Source organism: Streptomyces sp. NPDC005820, from assembly GCF_040630255.1.
Taxonomy (GTDB): domain Bacteria; phylum Actinomycetota; class Actinomycetes; order Streptomycetales; family Streptomycetaceae; genus Streptomyces.
Genome location: NZ_JBEXXE010000003.1, coordinates 35,504 through 54,428, shown reverse-complemented (window position 1 = coordinate 54,428; position 18,925 = coordinate 35,504). Strand labels below are relative to the sequence as shown.

Genomic DNA, 18,925 nt, shown 5'->3' with positions numbered 1-18,925 from the left:
GGCCCGTCACCCACGGGGAGGCAGGAACGGGCTGGCCGTCCCGCTCCACGACACGGTCAGGGCCTCCCTCGCCCGCGTACACGCCACGAACAGCAGGCACCGCTCCCGCAGCAGGTCCGAGTCGTGCTGCAGCGCGTCCACGGACGGCGGTGTCACCTCGCGGGTGAACGGCACCGCGCCCGCGGTCACGCCCGCCACGGCCACGCAGCGGAACTCCAGCCCCTTCATGGCGTGCAGGGTGGCGAGGCGCACCCCGTCCACGTCCGGCCCCGGGGTGTCCCGGACCCGGACCACCGGAATGTTCGCGGCACCGAGCTTGTCGTACACCTTGTCCAGCAGCACGTTGAAGCGTGTACACACGCCGATCTCCGACGGCCGGATGCCCTGCGCGATCCAGTCCTCGACGCGCTCGACGAGCGCCGTGACCTCCGCCTGCTCGGTGCCGTGGCCCTCCGTGTGCGGCCTGCGGCCGTGCAGCAGCGAGCGGTATCCGGCCAGCGTGTCGCTTCCCTCGCCGCCCAGGTCGTCGACGGACACCGGGCTGAGGATGCCGGTGGCCCAGGTGAGGATCTCCTCCGTGCTGCGGTAGTTGATGCGCAGGCGATGCGTGCGCCCGCTCACCGGTATGCCCAGCGAGCCGAGCGAGACCTTCGCGTCGTAGATCCGCTGGTGAGGATCGCCCGTGATGAAGAGGTCGTCGCTGCCAGGCGCGACCGCGCCCCGCAGGGCCCGCCACTGCGCCGGATGCAGGTCCTGTGCCTCGTCGACCACCACATGGTCATGGGTGGGTGCGGAGGCCGCCAGGAGCTCTGCCGCGCGGGCGCACACCTTCAAGTGCGTCGTGACCTTCTGATCGCGCAGCATCGAGTCGAACAGCTCCACGGCAGGCCACAGCTGTTCGCGTCGCGCAGACGACAGGGCGCTTCCGCGGCCGCGGCGGACGGCGGTGCGGTAGTCGTCCAGGGTGCGCAGGTCCTGGGCCAGGACGACGTGCCGGTACTCCTGCGCCAGGAACTGCTCCGTCCACGGGAGCCCGAGCTTTCTGGCCACGCGCTGCCACAGCAGACGCTCGTCCCGGTCACCGATGGGGGAGGGGGACCTGCCGTCGAGGCGGCTCACGATGCCGTGGGCGTAGGCGTTGACCGTGGTGATGTCGACGCGGTCGAGCTGGGCGGGATCGTGGTCGAGGAGGAAAGCGAGGTTCTGCCGCAGTGACGCGGCCAGCGCGTTCGTGTAGGTGGTGAGCAGGACGCGGGTGTCGGGCGAGCGGGCGAGGAGATGCCTGACGCGATGCAGCGCGGCAACCGTCTTGCCGGTGCCGGGGCCGCCGGTGACCTGGACGGGACCGCCGTACGACACCCGGTAGGCGACACGGCGCTGCGAGGGGTGCAGGAACACGCGCCACGCCGCGAACGGCTTCTCCAGGATGTCGGCGAGCTCCTCCGGCCCGGTGACCAGGGTGATACGGCTCTTGGTGTTGGCGATGACGACGGCCAGGCTCTCGTCCGGATCGGGTCCCGCGTCGAGGGGACGGCGGACGGCGACCACGTCCCGGTACACGTCGTCCGGGCTGAAGTTCTCGGCGAGGTACTGCAGAACCTCGCACTGGTCTTCCGGCAGCAGCGTCTCGAACGCCTGCAACTGCGCCTTGTCGACGATGGTCCGTACGGCCTTGAGGACCTGGTCGTCGATGCCGAGGTGGCGCAGCACGGTGTCCGAGTACTTCGCGAACAGCAGGGAGCCGGCGGCCGCGGCGGCTTTCTCCAGGGCGGGGGTCAGCTGCTCGATGGCGACGACATTGCGGACCTCGAGCCCCCGGGTCGCGGAGTTCGTCGTGTACAGCCGCTTGGCCGCCCAGGTGTAGGCGTCGTCGTGCCGGACCACGTTGACGAGCAGGAACACATCACTGCCGTCGTCGGGGGCGAGAACCACGCCCCGCCAGAAGTCGTTGATGCGGATGGTCCGCATGCGGGGATCGCGCGCGTTCTCCACGGACTCCAGGTGCAGTCCCTTGTCCGCGTGCAGCTCGGGCACGGTGAGCTGCTGGAACTTCTGCATCGCCTTGCGCACGCCGGCCTTGACGGGCTTCTCCAGGACGTCGAAGCTCTCCCAGAAACTGTTGGCGAACGCGAGCTGTGGCACGAGGTGCACTCCCCACCCTGGACGGACACTCCGCAGTCGATCATACGCGCGGGGTGTTCACCAGCAGCCGGGCGACCTCGTCGATGTCCGCGAGCAGCCCGGCGGGCTCCTGGTCGAGGTCGAGGGCGTGTTGATGGATGAGAATCCCGGCGTGCCGTACCCGGTGGGCCGCGTGCGGGGCGTTTCCCTTCGCGTACACCAGGTGTCCTTCGGGCAGGCCGAGCGCGGTGCAGTAGGCGAGCATCTGATAGAGGTCGGCGTCCGGGAACGCGTTCCGCTTCTGTGCCTTGTACTTGGCGTCCGCCACCGCGCACGGGAGTCCGTCCGGCCCGTACAGCACGAGGTCGGGCTTCATGCGGATCGCCGAGGCCTCATCGAGGTGGTGCGGGTCCTGGAGCCGCGCGGAGAGCCCCGACGCGCGGCAGGTCTCCCGCACCGCCACCGTCACGAAGTCCTCGAAGAGCTTGTTCATGTCGAACAGGAATCCGTCGATACGCAGACCGCCGGGCGCGTGCTCGACGGAGGCGTCCTCCAGCACGGTCCGGGCGAGGTGGAGCGCGTGGTGGTAGCGGGCGTTGAGGCGGGTCGGGTGCCACGGAGGCAGTGGCCGGCCGCGCACGATCACCGTGACGTCGGCCAGCCGGGCCCGCTGGTGGAGCAGCCTGCGACGAACCTCGCGCGGCACTCCGGGCAGCCGCAGCAGGCGCTCGACGGCCGTGCGCAGGATGCGATTCTCCGCGATGTCGGTCGTGAACTCGTCGTACGCCACCTCGACCGGCAGCGTCGCGCCGAACCGCCGCCGTGTCTGATCGGCCTCCCGGATGCGGCCGCGCACGACGAACGAGGTCTCCTCGGTCGTTCGATATCCCTGGAGGAGCCCCTGCCGAAGGGCCCGGTCCACCTGGCGTTCCAGGACATGGGCGAGCGCGGGCAGCAGGTCGTGGTGCCCGGCGACCGGGACGTCACCGTCGCGCCAGCCGCCCTTCGGATCGAGGCTGTAGCCGAGGAGGAAGAACAGCCGGGCGATGGGAACCTTGGGCACGACACGGACGGTTACCGGTTCCTCGGCGCCGGGCGCGGTGACCGTCACTGCGCCGACCTTGCTGCCGGCTCGCAGTGACCAGCGTCCGGGCGCGTACGGATCGGGAACGGCTTCCACGATGTCCCCGGCTGCGAGCGCCCGCCCGACCCCGTCCGGCAGGGCGACACCGACTGCCGGCGCGTGTTCCACGAGCTCGACGAGCCGCGTCACCCCAGGGACTCCCGCAGAGCGGCCAGCCCGTACCGCTTCTCGATGTCCACGCCTTCTCCGTAGTGGTGCTCCTCCAGCAGCGGAAGGATCTTGGTGCGCCAGGTCCGCTCCAGGCCGCCGTCCCGGAAGACACCCTTCTTCATCAGATAGGAGGGGCCGATGCGGAAGTCGGCGTCGTCGATGCGGGAGTTCAGCACATCCAGCAGATCGGCCGGTTCGGCGTCGTGACCCTCGCGGGCGAGCCAGCGGCGCAGCAGTCCGCTCGTCGGCTCGGTGCGCGGGGACAGCTCCACGAACGCGAACCGGCGCCGCATCGCCGCGTCGACGAGGGCGATGGAGCGGTCGGCGGTGTTCATGGTGCCGATCACGAAGAGGTTGGGCGGCAGCGCGAAGTCGTCGCCGGAGTACGTCAGCCGGACCGACTTGTTGCGGTACTCCAGGAGGAAGTACAGCTCGCCGAAGACCTTCGCCAGGTTGGCGCGGTTGATCTCGTCGATGATCAGGAAGTGCGGGATGTGCCGGTTGCCCTCCCGGGAGGCGAGATCGGCGAGTTCCCGCAAGGGCCCGGCGGTGAGCCGGAAGGCGACCTCGCGTGTCTGGGGGTCCTCCTGCGGCCGGAAGCCCTCGAAGAAGTCCTCGTACGCGTACGAGGGATGAAACTGCACGAGCTTGACCTGCTCGGGCCCACCGCCGAGGAACTCGGCGAGCTTCAGGGCGAGGTAGGTCTTGCCGGTGCCGGGAGGGCCGTACAGCACCAGCTGCCGCTCGTCCCAGAGAAGATCGCGCACCTCGCACAGCCAGCCGGTGTCGTGCACGAGCAACTCGCCGGCCAGCTCGTCCGTCGGCTCGGGGAGTTCGAGCTCGCGGCGGGCGGCGAGAGCGGGGATTTCCACGCTCGGGTCACGATCGGAGGCTTCGGCCTCCTCGAGGAGATCCTCGTCGCTGATCCCCAGGCCGTCGATCAGATCCTTCACCGCGGTGAGGTCGACGACGTCATGCTGTGCGGAGAGCTTCTGCTGGAGCGCCTCGGGCAGGTCCTCGTACGCGTGTCCCTGGTCCGCCCAGTCCACGGGCCGGCGCAGGTCGGACCGGCCGTCCTCGGAGGCCAGCTGCTCGGCGTCCCCCGTGATCTTGCCGACGTGGAGCCGGCCGCCCGAGATCGTGCACATGGTGTCCCCGGGCCTCATCCGGGACAGGAACATGTGCAGTTCCTCGACCAGCTGGACCTTCTGGTTGTACGTCGCGGTGGAGGCGTAGTCCTCCTCGACGGCGGCTCGCAGCCGGTCCTTGCTGATGCCCTGCTCGACGCCCTGTCGCAGATGCCGGGCCCGAAGGGTGACCAGCCCGTCTGCCAGCCACAGACGCTGCACGAGGTCGAGGCCGGCGACGTTGGAGCCGCGCACCAGCCAGGCCCGGTTGGGCCCCCACCACACCTGGTCGAGGTAGTCGGAGAGCGGGTGGCCGTCGGCGGTCTTCCACTCCAGCCAGCCGTTGGCGCTGCGCCCGACGAGGATCTCGGCGGCGGCCGACGGCGAGTTGCACTCGACGTCCCGCGTCGTCTCCAGCCACCCGGGCCAGGTGGGTGAAGCGGTGAGGACACCCTCGTCGATCAGGCGCTCTCTCAGCCGGAACGACGACGGCATGCGGATGGGGAACGAGGGCACCACCTCGGCCCGGCCGGGGGATCCGGCCAGGACGACGAACTTCTGACTTCCGTTCGTCCCCTTCTCGGTCAGCAGTCGTCCGCGGGCCTCCGGCCCGCCGTTGGGAAGCCGGAGAAAGAACTCTGGGTACTCCTCGGCCATCGATTGCCTCACCCTGTCTTTTCTCCCATTGGATGGCGTTTTCACCAGCACCTTACGGGTTGCTCCGCGCTGGTCGACATTCTTCCAATCCGTGGTCGGGGCACGGAAGACGACTTCGAGGGGGAGCCGAACGCGAACCCGGATTTGTGTGTGATCACGTGCGTATTCTGTGATGCACGTGCCACGTTGGGTTCACGGCGCGCACATTTCCGGCCGCTCGGCGATGCCGGTGAATCGAGGGGTGGGGGCGCCTTGGCGAGTGGAGAACCGGTGCACGGACACCGCATGGAAGCCTTGTTGGCCGCGGTGCCGATGTCCGCAGCGGAACTCGGAGCCGCGGTGGGGCGGTTCGAGTCGGACATGGCGGGCCTGCTGCTCGCGTCCGTACGGACCGCCGAGAGGGCCTTCGCCGAGTTGGACACCTGCGAAGCAATGATCAACACAGCTGCCGCCCGGGGGCAGACAGCCGCCGTCCGCCTGCGGGAACTGCTTGCCGTCGAGGACGCGGAGCGTGTCAACGCCGAGCTGGGCGCACTTGAGGAGGCAGCCGGAGACGTACGGCGGGCGATGGCCGATTTCCGCTTGTTGAGTCACGTCCTGGGCCGTGACATGAACGTGGAGGCGGGCCGACGAAGGGTCGTGCACCTGACTGAGAGCGGTCTGCCACCCTTGCCGTCGGCGTACCGTGAGGGCGACTTCGAGGACCTCATCGCGATCGCCGACCGCGGAGCCCAGCTCGCGCCGGAGTTGGAACGTGCCCATCGAGAGCGGATCAGGACCGCATCCGATCACGTGGTGGAGGTCGTCCGGTCCGCAGCCGCAACCGGCTTCGCCGATGAACGGTTCGCAGAAGATGCCATGGACGAGGCTCGCCGGGCGGTGCGGCTGTGGAAGCAGTGCCTGGAGGAGCGCCGCCGGGACGTGGGCTAGTTCAGGTCCGCGGGTGACGACCGTGCGGTGACGGCGGGTGCGCAAGGGATGATTCCTCCCGAGTCCGGGGCGGTGACAGGGGGCTGAGACAGAGTCGGGGCGCGTCCTCAGATGCCCGTCGTGGGCGTGAACGGCGCCGTCGTCGGCTGCCCGGCCCTCAGGGCCGCCAGGAGAGCGGTGACCTCGTGCAGGCGGGTGCGGATCTCGGCCGGGGACGGCGGCAGGTCACCGGTGCGGTGGTGGCAGGCCGCGCTGAGCGCCGACCAGACGGCGCGGCATCTGCGGGCGGTGTCCCGTCCCGCGTACCACTCCAGGCACACCATCCGGTGCCTGCCGATCCGGGTCATCGACGGGGTGATCCGCAGCCAGTAGGCGTCGAGGGCCTCGTCGAGTGCCATACGGAGCAGCACGGCGGCGGCACGGGCCCGCAGACCGGGCGACAGGGTGGCCGCGTCCCCCGGCACGGGCTGCAGGAGACGCCCGGCGTTGGAGACGAGGGACTCGGGGGACACGGTCACCGGGCACCTCCGGCGGACCGGCCCCGGGTACCGCGGATCGCCCTCACGAGAGCCGTGGTCCGGCGTACGAGGTCCTTGCGGTCGTCGACAGTCGGCAGCGGAGTGTGCGATCCGGCGTTGAACGCGGTGATCAGCGCCCATCCGCCGGGACAGATCACCTCGACCGCCTCACGGGCGTGCTGACGCTCGTCTCCGAGCAGGGCGAGAGCGATGTACGTCTTCGTGCGGTCCAGGCGGCCGACCCGCGCCTCCACAGCCGCCAGCCCGAGCCCGTGCTCGTCGCGCAACTCGCGCCGCGCCACCTCGATGCAGGCGGCCTCGACGGCCCTACGGCACAGGGCGGGCAGTACGTGATCGGCCACGTCCTGCGGCAGCCCGGGGTCCAAGGACACGGCCCGCGCCTCCGTGAGCGCCTGCTCCACCGCGTCGTTGACGGTCTCGACGCCCACCACCGAGTCGGCCTGCCGCGTGACCTGCAGGACGGTCGCCTCGATGCCGAGGTGCTCGACGGCCTGGGCGAGGCGGGTGTCGTGGGTGAAGACGACGACCTGCCGGTCCCGGGCGAAGGTGTCGAGGACCCGGGCCAGCCCTTCGACCTTCTCGGGATCCATGGACTGCACGGGGTCGTCGATGACGAGGAAGCCGAAGGGGCTCGCCGCGTGGGTGGCGCGCGGCAGGAACAGGGAGAGTGCGAGGGAGTGCAGCTCCCCCTGGCTCATCACGCTGTAGGCGGGCGCCTCCATGTCGTCCACGGAGACGTCCAGTTTGACCCGGCCGCGGCCCGGGGTGCCCTCCAGGGTGACGGACCCGAGGTTGACGCTGCTGTGCTCGCACAGTTTCCGCCACACGTCCTGCGACTGCCGGGCGAAGGGCCGCAGCCGCTCGTCCCGCAGCTCGTCGATGATCGGCCGCAGCCAGGTACGGGCCTTACGGGCATGCTGGCGACGGTTCCGCGCGGTGTCTGCCGCCTCCGCCACACCCAGCCACTCGGCGAGCCGGACGGCTGCGGGCTGCCAGGCCTCGTCGTGGTCGGCGAGACGCCGGGCGGACTCCTCCCGGATCTGACGGCAGGCGTCGTCCAGGACGGCCGCGGCGCGCTCGGCACGCTCCGCGAGCTCCTGCGGGTGGGTGATGTCGCGGCACTGGGTCCATTCCTGCCAGACCGTGACGAGCGCGGACGTCTCTCCGCGCAGCCACACCGGAACCGGCTGTACGAGGTCGTGGACGGCGCGCCGCGAGGTCGCCACCGCCTGCCGGGCGGCCTCGGCACCGACGGCCTCCGTCCGGAGCCGCTCCACCTCGGCCCGCGCCCGCTCGGCCCACGCCTGGTCGAGCCGGTTCTCACTGCCGCAGACCGGGCAGTCCGTGCCCTGGGAACGGCGCCGGTGGTCCAGGGCCGACTCCAGCAGCCCTGCCAGGCGGCGGGAGTCCTCCGCACTGCCGTACCGGGCCTCCTCGGCGTCGGCGTCGGCCTCCCGTAGCCGGGTCACGGCGCCGCCGACCTCCTCCAGGTCCGGCCCGGCGAGGCTCGCGTACCGCCGCAGCCGCGTCAGCTCGACCTCGGCCGCCGGGGAACGGCTCTCCAGCAGCGCCCGCACCCGAGCGGGATCGGGCCTGGGACCCGAGAGCGCCTGGGCGGCCTCGCGAGCCCTGGGGTCGTCCAGCGCGGTCAGTTCGTCGAGCAGTTTCGCGGTGAGCGCGTCCCCGTCCTTGACCGCCTGGTCGCAGGCGCCCACGACGTCCTTCACCTGCGCGTCGAACTCGGCGAGCAGTTCGAGGCCGAGGAGCTTGAAGAAGGCGTCGTGCAGTCCGCCGAGCGTGCCGTTGATCATCGAACCCAGTTCGCTGTACGGCAGGAAGGGCCGGGCCAGGTCCAGCGCCTCGGGGTCGACGACCTCCTCGAGCTTCCGCTCGGTACCGTCCGCTCTCTCCACCCGGGTACGGGCCTCGCCGACCTTGGCCCCGTACCAGGTTCGTCGCACGGTGACCGCTTCGCCGCCTTCCCCGACGGACAGCTCGACCGAGACCTCGGGAGTGATGTCGGGGCTGTGCAGGTTGCGCCACCCCTTCTGCCAGTCGGTGGCCCGCTTCCCTTCCCAGCGGGAGTTTCGCCCCGTGAGCGCGGTTTCGGCGGCCTCGGCGAAGCTCGACTTGCCGGAGCCGTTGGGGCCCGCGACGACGACCAGGCCGGGGCCCGGCGGGAGTGCGAGGGTGGTCCGCGGGCCGATGCCCCGCCAGCCGGCCGCGGTGATGGACCGCAGCTGGACGACGGGCCCGGCCCGTCCTCCGCCGCGCATGGCCTGCTCGTCGGGGAGCAACTCGCGCAGGAGCGCCCGCGGTTCCGGGGCGAGGCCGGAGGAGCCGAGACGGTTGAGGAGGAGCTCACGGAGGGAGGAGGGGGCGTCGGCGGCCGGCAGTGAGGCCGAGGGGTGGGACGTATCGGGGGAAACGTGTGGCTGGTCTGTCATGGTCGAGTCCTCGGGCAGGGCGAGCCGGGAGGTGCCGGCGCGACGGGCAGGCCGGGGTGTTTTCGCTCCGAGTATGAGTATCGCCTGTTAGCGTCGTCAACAGATTTCACCTCCTCGAACTTGTGTACATGGCTCGGAGTGGTCTTTGTCGGGAGCGTGCCGACGCGTCCCTGCCGGGTGGGGCACTGACATGGGATGGCTCAGGGCAAGCGGATGTCGGGCTGTCAGAGGGGGCCGCCATGATGGGGCGCATGCAGAAGCTCGAGGCACACGAGATGCCCCTGTACAAGGTGTTCAGCAGCGACTACGACTTCCGGATCCCGAACTACCAGCGTCCGTACGCCTGGGAGCCGGAACAGGCGGTCCAACTTCTCACGGACCTGACGGAGGCGCTGGAGCGCGGCACCGAAGAGCCGTACTTCCTGGGTTCGCTGGTCCTCGTCAAGGAGAGCGGCAAGCCAAGGGCTGACGTCATCGACGGCCAGCAGCGCCTCACCACCCTGACCATCCTCCTGTCCGTCCTGCGTGACCTGACGGAAGCCCCCGAGCTGAAGCAGGCCCTGCACAAGCTGGTCAACCAGCCCGGTGACCCGATTCTCGGGCGCAAGCCCCAGCCGAGGCTGACGCCCCGCCAGCGCGACGCCGACTTCTTCCGCAAGCACGTCCAGACCAGCGGAGCCCTGGAGAAGCTGCTCGGTCTCGACAGGGCGACCCTGCCGACCGACGCGCAGCAGGCTGTCCTGGACAACGCCATGGCCCTGCGCGCCGAACTGGTCCGCTGGCCGGAGGACCGTCGGCTCGCCCTGGTCCGGATGCTCGGTGAACGGACCTTCCTGGTCGTGGTGGCCACTCCGGACCTGGAGAGCGCGCACCGGATCTTCAGTGTCATGAACTCCCGCGGCCTCGACCTTTCGCCCACCGACATCTTCAAGTCGACGGTCATCGGGGCGATCAAGGTCCCGCAGGACTCGGAGGACTGCGCCCGCAAGTGGGAGGACGCCGAAGAGGCTCTGGGCAGGGACGACTTCGCCGACCTCTTCCTCCATCTGCGGATGATCTACGAGAAGAAGCGGGCGGAGGGGAAACTGCTCAAGGAGTTCCCCGCGCAGGTGCTCAGCCACTACCTGCCGGACAAGGCCGAGACCTTCGTCAACGACGTCATCGTCCCGTACGCCGAAGCCTATGCGCAGATTCGCGACGCGCGGTACGAGGCGTCGTCCGGCTCGGAGAAGGTCAACGCCTGGTTCAAGCGCCTCCGGCAGACCGACAACAACGACTGGAGGCCGGCCGCGCTGTGGGCCCTGCACAACCACGAACACGACCCGGTCTGGCTCGACCGCTTCCTCGGTGCCCTGGAGCGTCTGTCCGCCAGTATGTTCATCCGGCGCGTCTACACCACACCGCGCGTGACCCGTTTCGCTGAGCTCCTCCGCCAGTTGGACCAGGGCCTCGGCCTGGACTCCCCGGCGCTCGCGCTCACCGACGCCGAGAGGGCCGACACCCGAGCCCGGCTCGAGGGCGAGCTGTACCTCGTCGCCAAGATCCGCAAGTATGTGCTGCTCCGCGTCGACGAACTGCTCTCCGAGGCCCACGGTGTGACGTACGACCTGCCGCTCATCACCGTCGAGCACGTGCTCCCGCAGAATCCGGATCCCGGCTCCCGGTGGACCGACCTGTTCGACGAGGACCAGCGCGCGCACTGGACCCATCGGCTCGGCAATCTGGTCCTGCTCAACCGGGTGAAGAACTCCGTCGCCCAGAACTACGACTTCGCCACGAAGAAGGCCAAGTACTTCACCGGCAGCAGCGGTTCCGTCCCGTTCGCTCTGACCAGCCAGGTGCTCCGGCACGACGACTGGACTCCGGAGGTGCTGGAGGCACAGCAACGGCATCTCGTAGGCCTGCTCGCCGGGGCGTGGAGCTTGTGACCTGCAGCCTGCGCAGGGGAGGGGGACATCCCCTGCTAGCGTGCCCCGCATGTCCTCCGCGCACCTGCTGATCATCGGTGACCGTGCCGCGCTGAGCTGGGTGGTGACCGAGCAGCGCATGGCGTTCCCGGCGGGGCGCTCCCAGGCGGCCCAGGCGCTGGAGGAGGGCGACGAGATCTTCGTCTACACGACGCGTGGCTGCTTCCGGAATCCGACCCGCGACCTTGGCCGCGTGATCGCCAGGGCGCGCGTGGCGAGTCCGGTACGGGTACTGGAGGACCCGGTGGTCTTCGGGGAGCGCAGCTTCACGGAGGGCTGTCGACTGGAGGTGTCGGCTCTGGCGCGGTTCCGGGAGGGGCTGGTGCTGCGTGACCTGGTGCCGTGGCTGGCCGTGTTCCCCGATCCGGCCACGTGGAGCGTACGGATGCGGCGGGCGTCGCTGACCCTGCCGCCGGGTGACGCGGATGTGGTGCGGGCCGAGCTGGAGCCCTGGTTGCTGCCGTACGAGGAGGCTGTCGAGGGGTATCGGTAGGATCCGGGGCCGCTCAGCGCCGGATCCCCGTCTACTGGCGTGGTGCCCTCAAGTCGATCGGTGTCCGGTTGCGCACCCCGTCCAGGACCGTGTGATCGACGGACGGACGAGGCCGGGGTGTCGCCGCGGTGAGGGTGATCGTGCCGCGGTCGCTCAGCGCTGTATGCCACTCGGCCGGGCGGGGCCGGGTTCCACGCTCGCCGGCGGCCTGAGCGAAGAGCCTTTCCGCCGCCGCGGCCTGACGCTCGTTGAGACAGCCGACGACGGGGCGCAACGCCTGGACCGGCCTGAGGTACGGCTCCCGCGCGAGGATGCGCCCGGCGGTCAGGGCGGTCTTGTACGCGTCGGTGTCGACGCTCGCCTCGGTGGACGGGGCGAGCGGGTCGTTCCAGTCGGGAGTGGCGGCCTGGGCCTGGACGGCGTCCCGCCCCACCCGGCGGAAGCCGTCACAGTCCAGGAAGTGGACGGCGGGGTCGGGCGTGAGGGACCACAGGACGTTGGCCTGCGAGATGTCCCCGATCACCAGTCCGGCGTCGTGGAACCAGCCGATGGCTTCGACGCAGGCCAGCGCGAGCACCCTGCGCTGCTCGGGAGTCGGCTGCGACACCTCCTGCCAGGCCACCTTCGGCGGCCTGATCAGGTACTGCAGCTCAAGGAGCTTCGTCGCCCCGGTCGCGGTGCGCCACGTCATGGGGGACGGGGCACGCCGCATGAGGAAACCGAGCGCCCGGCCGCCCTCGACCACACGGCACAACGGCCAGGCGGCGAGGGCGTCCAGGCGGGTCCGGTCGGCCTGGCCGAGCCCCTGCCGGAACGCGACCAGGTCCGCGAGCGCACCGCCGTTGACCTTGGCCGGGACCTTGTACTGCTTGTAGAGCAGCGCCCCGTCGCCGACGGCGTACACATCGCCCTGGCCGCCACTGCCGGCCTGCTCGCCCATGGTGAGCGACGAGAGAAGGACATCGGCGCCGTCCTCCGCGCTCATGCCCGCTCCTCCCACACGCAGATGACGGTCCGGTCGTCGTCGTAGGACTTCGCCCGCGTCTGCGCCTGCCACAGGAAGTCGGAGAGGGAAGGGACCTCGGGTCCGCCCCACGCTTCGGCGAGGCGGCGTGCGAACTCCGGGTCCTTCTGGGTGAGAGGGTTGGTGATGCCGTCGGTGCCCAGCAGAAGGACCTCGCCCGGCATGGTGCGCACCAGGGTGGCCTTGACGCTGCGGTAGGCGTGCGGGAGCGCCTCGGTGCGGGTGTCGAGCAGTCCCGCGCCGTCGTCCGGGTCCCCGTGTTCCCAGCCGCCCTCGCGCAGCACGAACAGACCGCCGTCGCCGACGCTGCACAGGACACGGTCGCGGATACCGGGGTCCGTGGGGATCAGCAGGACGTGCAAGGTGGTGGCGTAGTCCTGGTCGGCGTAGGGGCGGGGCCTGTGCTGCGCGGCCTGGGCCCATGCGGCGCGCAGTTCGGCGGCTGCGCCGGCGACCGCCTTGGTGGCCAGGACGCGGAGTTCGTTCTCGTCGCGAGCGCACACCGCCGCGTGGATGCTCTCCGCCTCCCGGTCCAGGAAGACGGCTGCCCGGCGGGACAACTCGTACGAGCCCACGTGCGAGTACACCGCGGAGCCCACCCCGTCGGCGACCGCCAGCAGGAGCATCTCCGCCTCCGGCGGGCCGATCCGCGTCACGGTCATGGCGTCCTGGCGGCAGCTGCCCTCCCAGTTGTGGGAGTCGCCCCGCACGGAGGCGGCCCGCACGGTCAACCGCCCGATATGGGCCCCGTCCAGCAGGACCACGGGGGAGAAGGCGGCCAACGCGTCCTCCGTGTCCCGCACGGAGGGGCGTCCCAGGGGGTGGGGCGGATAGCTGGGAGGGCGGTTGCCGACGTGTGCCGGCACCCCCCGCAGGGGCTCCGCCTCGGGCTCCGCGTACGGCTGGGGGCCCTCGGGCGTCGGAGGGGCCGGTGGCGCCGGCGGCACGGGGGCCTCCGGGACCCGGGTGATGGTCTCACGCGCCATGACCCCGTACGGCAGGCCGGCGATGTGGGCGTCGAGGCCGTCGGGATCGACGGCCGCGGCCGTGTGCCCCCGATCGTCGTGCGCGTCGCGGAATCCTCCGTCGTACGCCGGGCCGCTCACAGCTTGTCCAGGGAGACGCGGGTGAAGCCGGGCACGTGGTCCTGGACGTCGAGCTGGAATCCCTCGCCGCCCTGGGAGTCCATGCTGGTCGCCGAATTGACGATGGACCGGGTGAGACTCGAGGCGAACTCGCGGAGCGCGACGGCGGGGGTGACCGTCTGGTCCTGCTGCATGAACGCCTTGAAGTTGGCCACTTCGGAGATGATCGCTGCGTCGGCGTCGCCGATTCCGAACGCGATGATCTTCGGCGCGTAACGGAACTCCTTCAACTCCTTGAGCGCGGTACGCCAGTCGTCGTCCGTGGGGATGCCGTCGGAGAGGAAGAACACCACCGGCCGGTAGACGTCGTGGCCCTCCGACTTGAGGGCCGCGACGTCCTTGTCGATGGTGTCCTTCAGCAGACGGAACGCGGCGCCGAAGGAGGTCACCCCGCCGGCCGAAAGCGACGGCAGCTGCGTCAGCTCGCTGAGGTCGGCGAGCGGCTGCAACAGGGAAGCCTGGGTGGAGAAACCGACCAGCGCGAAGCGGGTCTTGTCCGCGACGCTCGGATTGGTGCTGATCTCGTGGTGGAGGTCGGGCAACGCCGCGTTGATGGTGTCCACGCCGTCGGGTCCGGCCATGGAACCGGACTCGTCGCACACCATGTAGAAGGGCAGGATCTGCATGAGCTCTCCTGAGCGTAGGAGACGGCGCAGCCGTCAACGGGTGTAGAAGTAGATCTCCAGATCGGCCGCGCCCGCGGAACCGCCGTTCCAGAAGTCCCGCGTCGTCGCGTCGGTGAACATGTCCGGTCGCGCCTTGCGCAGAGACTTGTTGATCTCGCGGGCGTAAGCCTGGCCGTCACTGGGTTCGACGGCCTGGCCGAAGGTCAGGACGAAGGCGGCGGCGCGGCCCTCGTAGCGGGCGGTGGCGGCACGGAGTTGCTTCACCATCCGCGCCGTGTCACCGACCGCCGCCGTCACATGGACCTTCACCGGCTTGCGTTCCACCGACCGGGGACCCTGCGGAGTCGGACTCGGTTCGGGCGACGGCTCGGCGTCGGCTGCCGAGGCGGACGGGGAAGGACGGGTGGCGGCCTGTGCGGCCAGCGGATCGCCCCGGTCCCCCATGGAGACGAGGGCGAGCACGAGCAGCATGTCGGCGAAGAGCCATCCGGCGAGATGCAGCGGCGTGAAACGGAACCCTCTTCTCGACGGGCTCACCGCGCGGATCCGATCCCGGCCCGCAGCTCCTTCGCCTGCCGTAGCTCGTCCTCGGCCCGCTTCTGGGCCGCCTCGGCCCCGGCCCGCGCCGCCTCCGCCTCAGCGCGTGCCGTCTCTGCCTCGACCCGCGCCGCCTCGGTCTCGGCGCGGGCGGTCTCCGTCTCGCGCAGGGCCTGTACCAGGGCGTCGGTGACGCCGGTGAAGCGGTCGGCGGCTTCGTGGAGCGCGAGGCTGCGGGCCTCGATGCCGAGCAGGGCCTCGCGCGAGACGTCCGCGGCCTCACCGGTACGGTCGGCGACCGCGCCGAGGTCGTGGAGCAGCCGGCCGTTGACGTCCGCGACGACCTCGACGCCGGTGGTGAACCCGCGCTGCGAGGCCGCCAGCACGGTCAGGGAGTCCTCGACCTGCTGCGCCGCGTCCGACAGCGCCTTGTGGACGCTGCTGCCGTTGGCGCCGACCGCGGTCTCCAGCCGGTCCGCGGTCCGGGCGAGGAGATCGCGCATCCCGTCCCCGGCCGTCCGCAGCTCCTCCAGCGCCTTGTCGAGCACACCGGTCTGTCCGCTGACGGCGTCGGCCAGCCGCCGCCCCGCCTGTGTCACCGGATCGTCCAAGCCCTGTACGGCGGACTGGATGGCCGTCCCGCTGTCGCGCACGGTCTCCTCGATCCGCAGCACCACCTGCTCGATCGGCCGCACGTACGACTCGGCCTGGGCGAGACGCTGCTCAGCCTTGTCCATGGCCTCACCGACCACCTGGGCGGCCCGGGTGAGTTCCTCCTGCGTGGCGATCGCCTTGGTCTGCATACGCTGGAGCCGCCCCGCCGCGGAGTTCAGCTCCGCCGCGAAGCGCTGCGGGGACGCGAACCGGTGGGCGTTGAGCGAGAGCTGTGCCCGGGTGAGGACTGGGGCCAGACGGGCGAGAGCCGCACGGGTACGCCCGCGTGCCTCCTCCTCACGGCGTTCGGCGACGGTACGCCGGTAGCCGTGCACCGCGGTGAGCACGAACAGCATCGCCAGGGTCAGGCACCCGCCCACGGCGACGTGCCCGAAGCGGAAGATCCCGCCCAGGTGTCCGTCGAACCCGGACTGCCAGAGCTGGAGGAACGGCCGGCCCGCGGCCTTCGGGTCGTCACCGGTCAGCGCCCCGTACGCGCTCGACGCCTGCCACAGGCCGAACCAGGTGAAGAGCAGCGGCAGGAAGACCAGGGCCCCGAGAACCCAGTCCAGCACCGAGTCGAACCGTGCGCCCCGGCCTTCGGCCACGGGCTCGGCGACACTCTCGGGCCGGGCGAAGTGCCCCATCAGGTCGAGATCGGCCCAGGCGTCGAGGGCTTCCGTGTCGGTGGAGCCGAGTGCCTGTGCCAGTGCGCGCAGTTCCTCGGCGCGCGGTGCGAGCGCAGGATCCTGCGCCAGGTCCTCGAGGTGACGTGCCGTCACCCCTTTGTCGAGTTGTATCCCCGCGAACATTCCCACCCCTGCCCGGTGTACGCCGGGACGTTTTTGCACTTCAATGCGCGGCGACGGTTGGGCTGGGACCAGCGGCGCATGCCCCCTGCCGCGCAGAACTTAACTGGCGCAGACTTTCACATCTTCTTCACCAGTCGCGCCATAATAGACGACGATCTCATCGGTGGACGGCATGGCGCGAAGCGGTCATGCGAAGGGCTGAATCAAGGGGCTTTCTTGAGCGGTGACGGCAGGCGACGGGGTGTCATCCAGCTGACCGGAGGCGGGTCTCCCGTCGAGTCCGGGAGGCGGACGGCGCGGGAGCCGGCGCCGCGCACGGGTACGGGTACGGTCGAGCTCACCCGGCAGACGCCGCGCGCCGAGATCGCGGGGCGGGGTGTCCTCCAGGTGAACCTCAACTGGTCGGTCGCCTCCGAGGCCGACCTCGACCTGGGCTGCATGGTTCTCACCCACGACGGCATGGGTGCGGCGGTGCAGCCGCTCGGAGCGGTGTTCGGCGACCTCGACGCCTGGCCCTACGTCAGCCTCGACCAGGACGACCGGACCGGCGAGACCTCGGACGGGGAGACCCTGCGGATCAACCTGGAGCACCGGCGTCAGTTCGCGAAGCTCCTCGTCCACGTCTACATCTACGAGGGTGCCGCAGACTTTCGGACGCTCGGCGGCGTCGTCACCATCAGTGCGCCGAGCGGCACTTGGCGGATCCACCTCGACGACTCCCCGCCCGGGGCCACCTCGTGCGCGATCGCCCTGCTGACCCCGGGGCGCGACACGCTCGACCTCCGCCGTGAGGTCCGCTGGTTCACCGCCACACCCTGGTCGTCGAACCAGCAGCTCATCGACCAGGCGTACGGCTTCGGCTTCGAGTGGGTGCCCGGGGTCAAGCCTCCTCTGTGAGGGGGGCGGTTCGCTTGCTGATGAGGAGTCCGGTCCCCGGAAGGCGCGCCCTTCTCAACGTGTAGCGGTCAGAGTTCCCACACTTGATCCGGGTCGTCCAGGGCCGCCCGGACCTGGGAGAGGTCTCCGATGTCCGCGAGCGGCGAGCTCTTGGCGATGTCGACGATCCCACGTACGACGGTGTTCAGCACTTCGCCGTTGCCCTCGTCGAGCGCCCTGTCCAGCCGGGCGAACATCTCCTCGAAGACGTTGCGCCGCTCCGCGAATGCCTGTGTGAAGTAGTCCTTGAGGACGGCTTCGGCGGCCCGGATCCGAGCGACCTCCGTGGCTTCGTAGGCCTCCAGCCGGGCTCTCTTGGTGCTCTCGACCTCGTGGATGTGGATGCACTCACGGGCGGCTTCGACGATCTGGTTCAGCGCGGCGAAGCCGTCCATCGCCTGAACGGAGCTCTTGGCCGCGCTGACGACCTTGCCTACATGCACCTTGGGTCGGTCAGGCATTCTGAGTTCCTTCGGTCAACGGGCTGTACCTGATGGTGAGGTTCGCGCTGCGTTCGTCCAACTCGCCTTCGGCGTCGACGATCGGAGTCGCCGCCACGTCGCGGACCGCCATGACCAGTGCCATGGCCCGCTGGAAGCGCGCGGCGTGCCTCGGCGGATCGAACGGCTCGGACTCCAGAAGCTCCAGCGCCTCGAGCGCTCGGGAGGTGAGGTCCGTGAGAAGCTCACGCAGCTCCGCGGCGCGGGCGTCGACGCCCTTCAGGCGGGTGTCAGTCTCGTCCAGCTCGGCGATCGCCACGGCGACCTTCGCCTCGAACTCCCTCGCCTGGGTGATCGCCTTCGTTCCTTGGCCCTTGAGGACCAGTCCACCGACGAGCAGCGCGGGACCGATGGTGACGAAGTTGAGCGCCGTGGCCCCCAGGGCCATCCCGCCGCCACCCGATGCCAGCGTCCCACCACCCAGGAGAGCGAGGGTCGCGCTCTCGGCCGCGGCGCCCGCCAGGCCGGAGATCGCAGCTCCGGTGCTCGCGACCCCGAAGGTGCTCGCTGCCGCCGTGATCCCGGCGCCCGCGCCCGCTCCCGCCGCCGCGGATCCGAGAGCCCCGCCGATCCATGCCACCGCGTCCACGTCGAGGCCGCGAAGTCCGGGGATCTTGGTCATGGTGGCGTCGATGCCCTCCACCAGCAGCCGCTCGCTCTCGCGTACCTGTCGCTCGTGACGACGCAGAAAGTCGACCATGCGTGCGACGACATCGAGGCGCGCCTGCCTCTGCTGCTGCCCCAGTGCCTCGAGGACGGTGTTCGTCGCTGCCAGTGCGTCCTCGGTCTGGACTCGGCGTCGCTCGTAGCACTGGCTCGCCTCCTTGAGCCGGCCCTTCGAACGCTTGATGTCGTGGGCGCCTTTGCCGCCGAGGACGGCCCCGCTACCGCCGGTCGCCACACCGACACCGATGAGTATGAATGGTATGAAGATGGGCACGGTCTCCCCCTTGGTGCCTCAATGCCCCTGTGTGAACCAGTGGGTTCAACCGTCAATACCCGTTGCTGGGCGCGGCGAAAGGGGCCAGGCGTGCTCCTGATGCGCCTTGTTGGCACTTCAAGCATGGCGACAGCTTGTTAGCGCTGTCAACAGGATGTAATTCGGTGGCGGTTCGA

The 18,925-nt window shown here is 70.2% G+C and carries 16 protein-coding genes; 4 read left to right on the top strand and 12 right to left on the bottom strand.

Translation table 11 applies throughout. The features are described from left to right. Window positions 1–6: 6 nt before the first annotated feature. The 3 genes from ABZ464_RS04425 to ABZ464_RS04415 are packed head-to-tail and all read right to left on the bottom strand — an operon-like array spanning window position 7 to window position 5,199. Window positions 7–2,142, bottom strand: a complete 2,136-nt coding sequence (locus tag ABZ464_RS04425) for a UvrD-helicase domain-containing protein (protein ID WP_359270788.1) — start codon at window positions 2,140–2,142, stop codon at window positions 7–9. Window positions 2,143–2,182: 40 nt separating this feature from the next. After that, window positions 2,183–3,394, bottom strand: coding sequence for a restriction endonuclease (locus ABZ464_RS04420; RefSeq protein ID WP_359270785.1), 1,212 nt, complete (start codon window positions 3,392–3,394; stop codon window positions 2,183–2,185). After that, window positions 3,391–5,199, bottom strand: a complete 1,809-nt coding sequence (locus ABZ464_RS04415; protein WP_359270782.1) for a DUF4357 domain-containing protein — start codon at window positions 5,197–5,199, stop codon at window positions 3,391–3,393. The genes ABZ464_RS04420 and ABZ464_RS04415 overlap by 4 nt, the downstream gene beginning before the upstream one ends. A gap of 285 nt (window positions 5,200–5,484) precedes the next feature. On the opposite strand from ABZ464_RS04415, the gene ABZ464_RS04410 reads away from it, so the two are divergent. Then, a complete protein-coding gene (locus tag ABZ464_RS04410) occupies window positions 5,485–6,129 on the top strand; it encodes a hypothetical protein (protein WP_359270780.1) in 645 nt (214 codons plus the stop codon). Window positions 6,130–6,236: 107 nt separating this feature from the next. On the opposite strand, the gene ABZ464_RS04405 is transcribed toward ABZ464_RS04410, so the two are convergent. After that, window positions 6,237–6,647: a hypothetical protein gene (locus tag ABZ464_RS04405; protein ID WP_359270778.1), complete on the bottom strand. Its 411-nt coding sequence runs from the start codon at window positions 6,645–6,647 to the stop codon at window positions 6,237–6,239. Then, a complete protein-coding gene (locus ABZ464_RS04400; protein WP_359270775.1) occupies window positions 6,644–9,115 on the bottom strand; it encodes an AAA family ATPase in 2,472 nt (823 codons plus the stop codon). Before ABZ464_RS04400 ends, ABZ464_RS04405 begins: the two co-directional genes overlap by 4 nt. A gap of 251 nt (window positions 9,116–9,366) precedes the next feature. Between ABZ464_RS04400 and ABZ464_RS04395 the strand changes: the two genes are divergently transcribed. After that, a complete protein-coding gene (locus ABZ464_RS04395; RefSeq protein WP_359270772.1) occupies window positions 9,367–11,043 on the top strand; it encodes a DUF262 domain-containing protein in 1,677 nt (558 codons plus the stop codon). A 49-nt stretch (window positions 11,044–11,092) separates the two neighbouring features. Next, a complete protein-coding gene (locus ABZ464_RS04390) occupies window positions 11,093–11,575 on the top strand; it encodes a hypothetical protein (RefSeq protein WP_359270770.1) in 483 nt (160 codons plus the stop codon). Between the two features lie 31 nt (window positions 11,576–11,606). On the opposite strand, the gene ABZ464_RS04385 is transcribed toward ABZ464_RS04390, so the two are convergent. Genes ABZ464_RS04385 through ABZ464_RS04365 form a run of 5 tightly spaced genes read right to left on the bottom strand, consistent with a single transcriptional unit; the run spans window position 11,607 to window position 16,373 of the window. After that, window positions 11,607–12,560, bottom strand: coding sequence for a hypothetical protein (locus ABZ464_RS04385; RefSeq protein WP_359270767.1), 954 nt, complete (start codon window positions 12,558–12,560; stop codon window positions 11,607–11,609). Further along, window positions 12,557–13,705, bottom strand: a complete 1,149-nt coding sequence (locus ABZ464_RS04380) for a protein phosphatase 2C domain-containing protein (protein ID WP_359270764.1) — start codon at window positions 13,703–13,705, stop codon at window positions 12,557–12,559. The genes ABZ464_RS04385 and ABZ464_RS04380 overlap by 4 nt, the downstream gene beginning before the upstream one ends. Continuing rightward, window positions 13,702–14,370, bottom strand: a complete 669-nt coding sequence (locus ABZ464_RS04375) for a VWA domain-containing protein (RefSeq protein WP_359270762.1) — start codon at window positions 14,368–14,370, stop codon at window positions 13,702–13,704. The genes ABZ464_RS04380 and ABZ464_RS04375 overlap by 4 nt, the downstream gene beginning before the upstream one ends. A 33-nt stretch (window positions 14,371–14,403) precedes the next feature. Then, window positions 14,404–14,907, bottom strand: coding sequence for a hypothetical protein (locus ABZ464_RS04370; protein ID WP_359270760.1), 504 nt, complete (start codon window positions 14,905–14,907; stop codon window positions 14,404–14,406). After that, complete coding sequence (locus tag ABZ464_RS04365; protein WP_359270758.1) at window positions 14,904–16,373, bottom strand: hypothetical protein; 1,470 nt, start codon at window positions 16,371–16,373, stop codon at window positions 14,904–14,906. The genes ABZ464_RS04370 and ABZ464_RS04365 overlap by 4 nt, the downstream gene beginning before the upstream one ends. A 216-nt stretch (window positions 16,374–16,589) precedes the next feature. Here ABZ464_RS04365 and ABZ464_RS04360 point away from each other — a divergent pair, with 216 nt between their 5' ends. Continuing rightward, window positions 16,590–17,270, top strand: a complete 681-nt coding sequence (locus ABZ464_RS04360) for a tellurium resistance protein (RefSeq protein ID WP_359270755.1) — start codon at window positions 16,590–16,592, stop codon at window positions 17,268–17,270. A 68-nt stretch (window positions 17,271–17,338) separates the two neighbouring features. Here ABZ464_RS04360 and ABZ464_RS04355 read toward each other — a convergent pair whose 3' ends face one another. Beyond that, window positions 17,339–17,770: a hypothetical protein gene (locus ABZ464_RS04355; RefSeq protein WP_359270753.1), complete on the bottom strand. Its 432-nt coding sequence runs from the start codon at window positions 17,768–17,770 to the stop codon at window positions 17,339–17,341. Then, the gene (locus ABZ464_RS04350) at window positions 17,763–18,749 is read right to left on the bottom strand and encodes a hypothetical protein (RefSeq protein ID WP_359270750.1); all 987 of its coding nucleotides are present in this window, start codon (window positions 18,747–18,749) and stop codon (window positions 17,763–17,765) included. Before ABZ464_RS04350 ends, ABZ464_RS04355 begins: the two co-directional genes overlap by 8 nt. Window positions 18,750–18,925 lie beyond the last annotated feature (176 nt).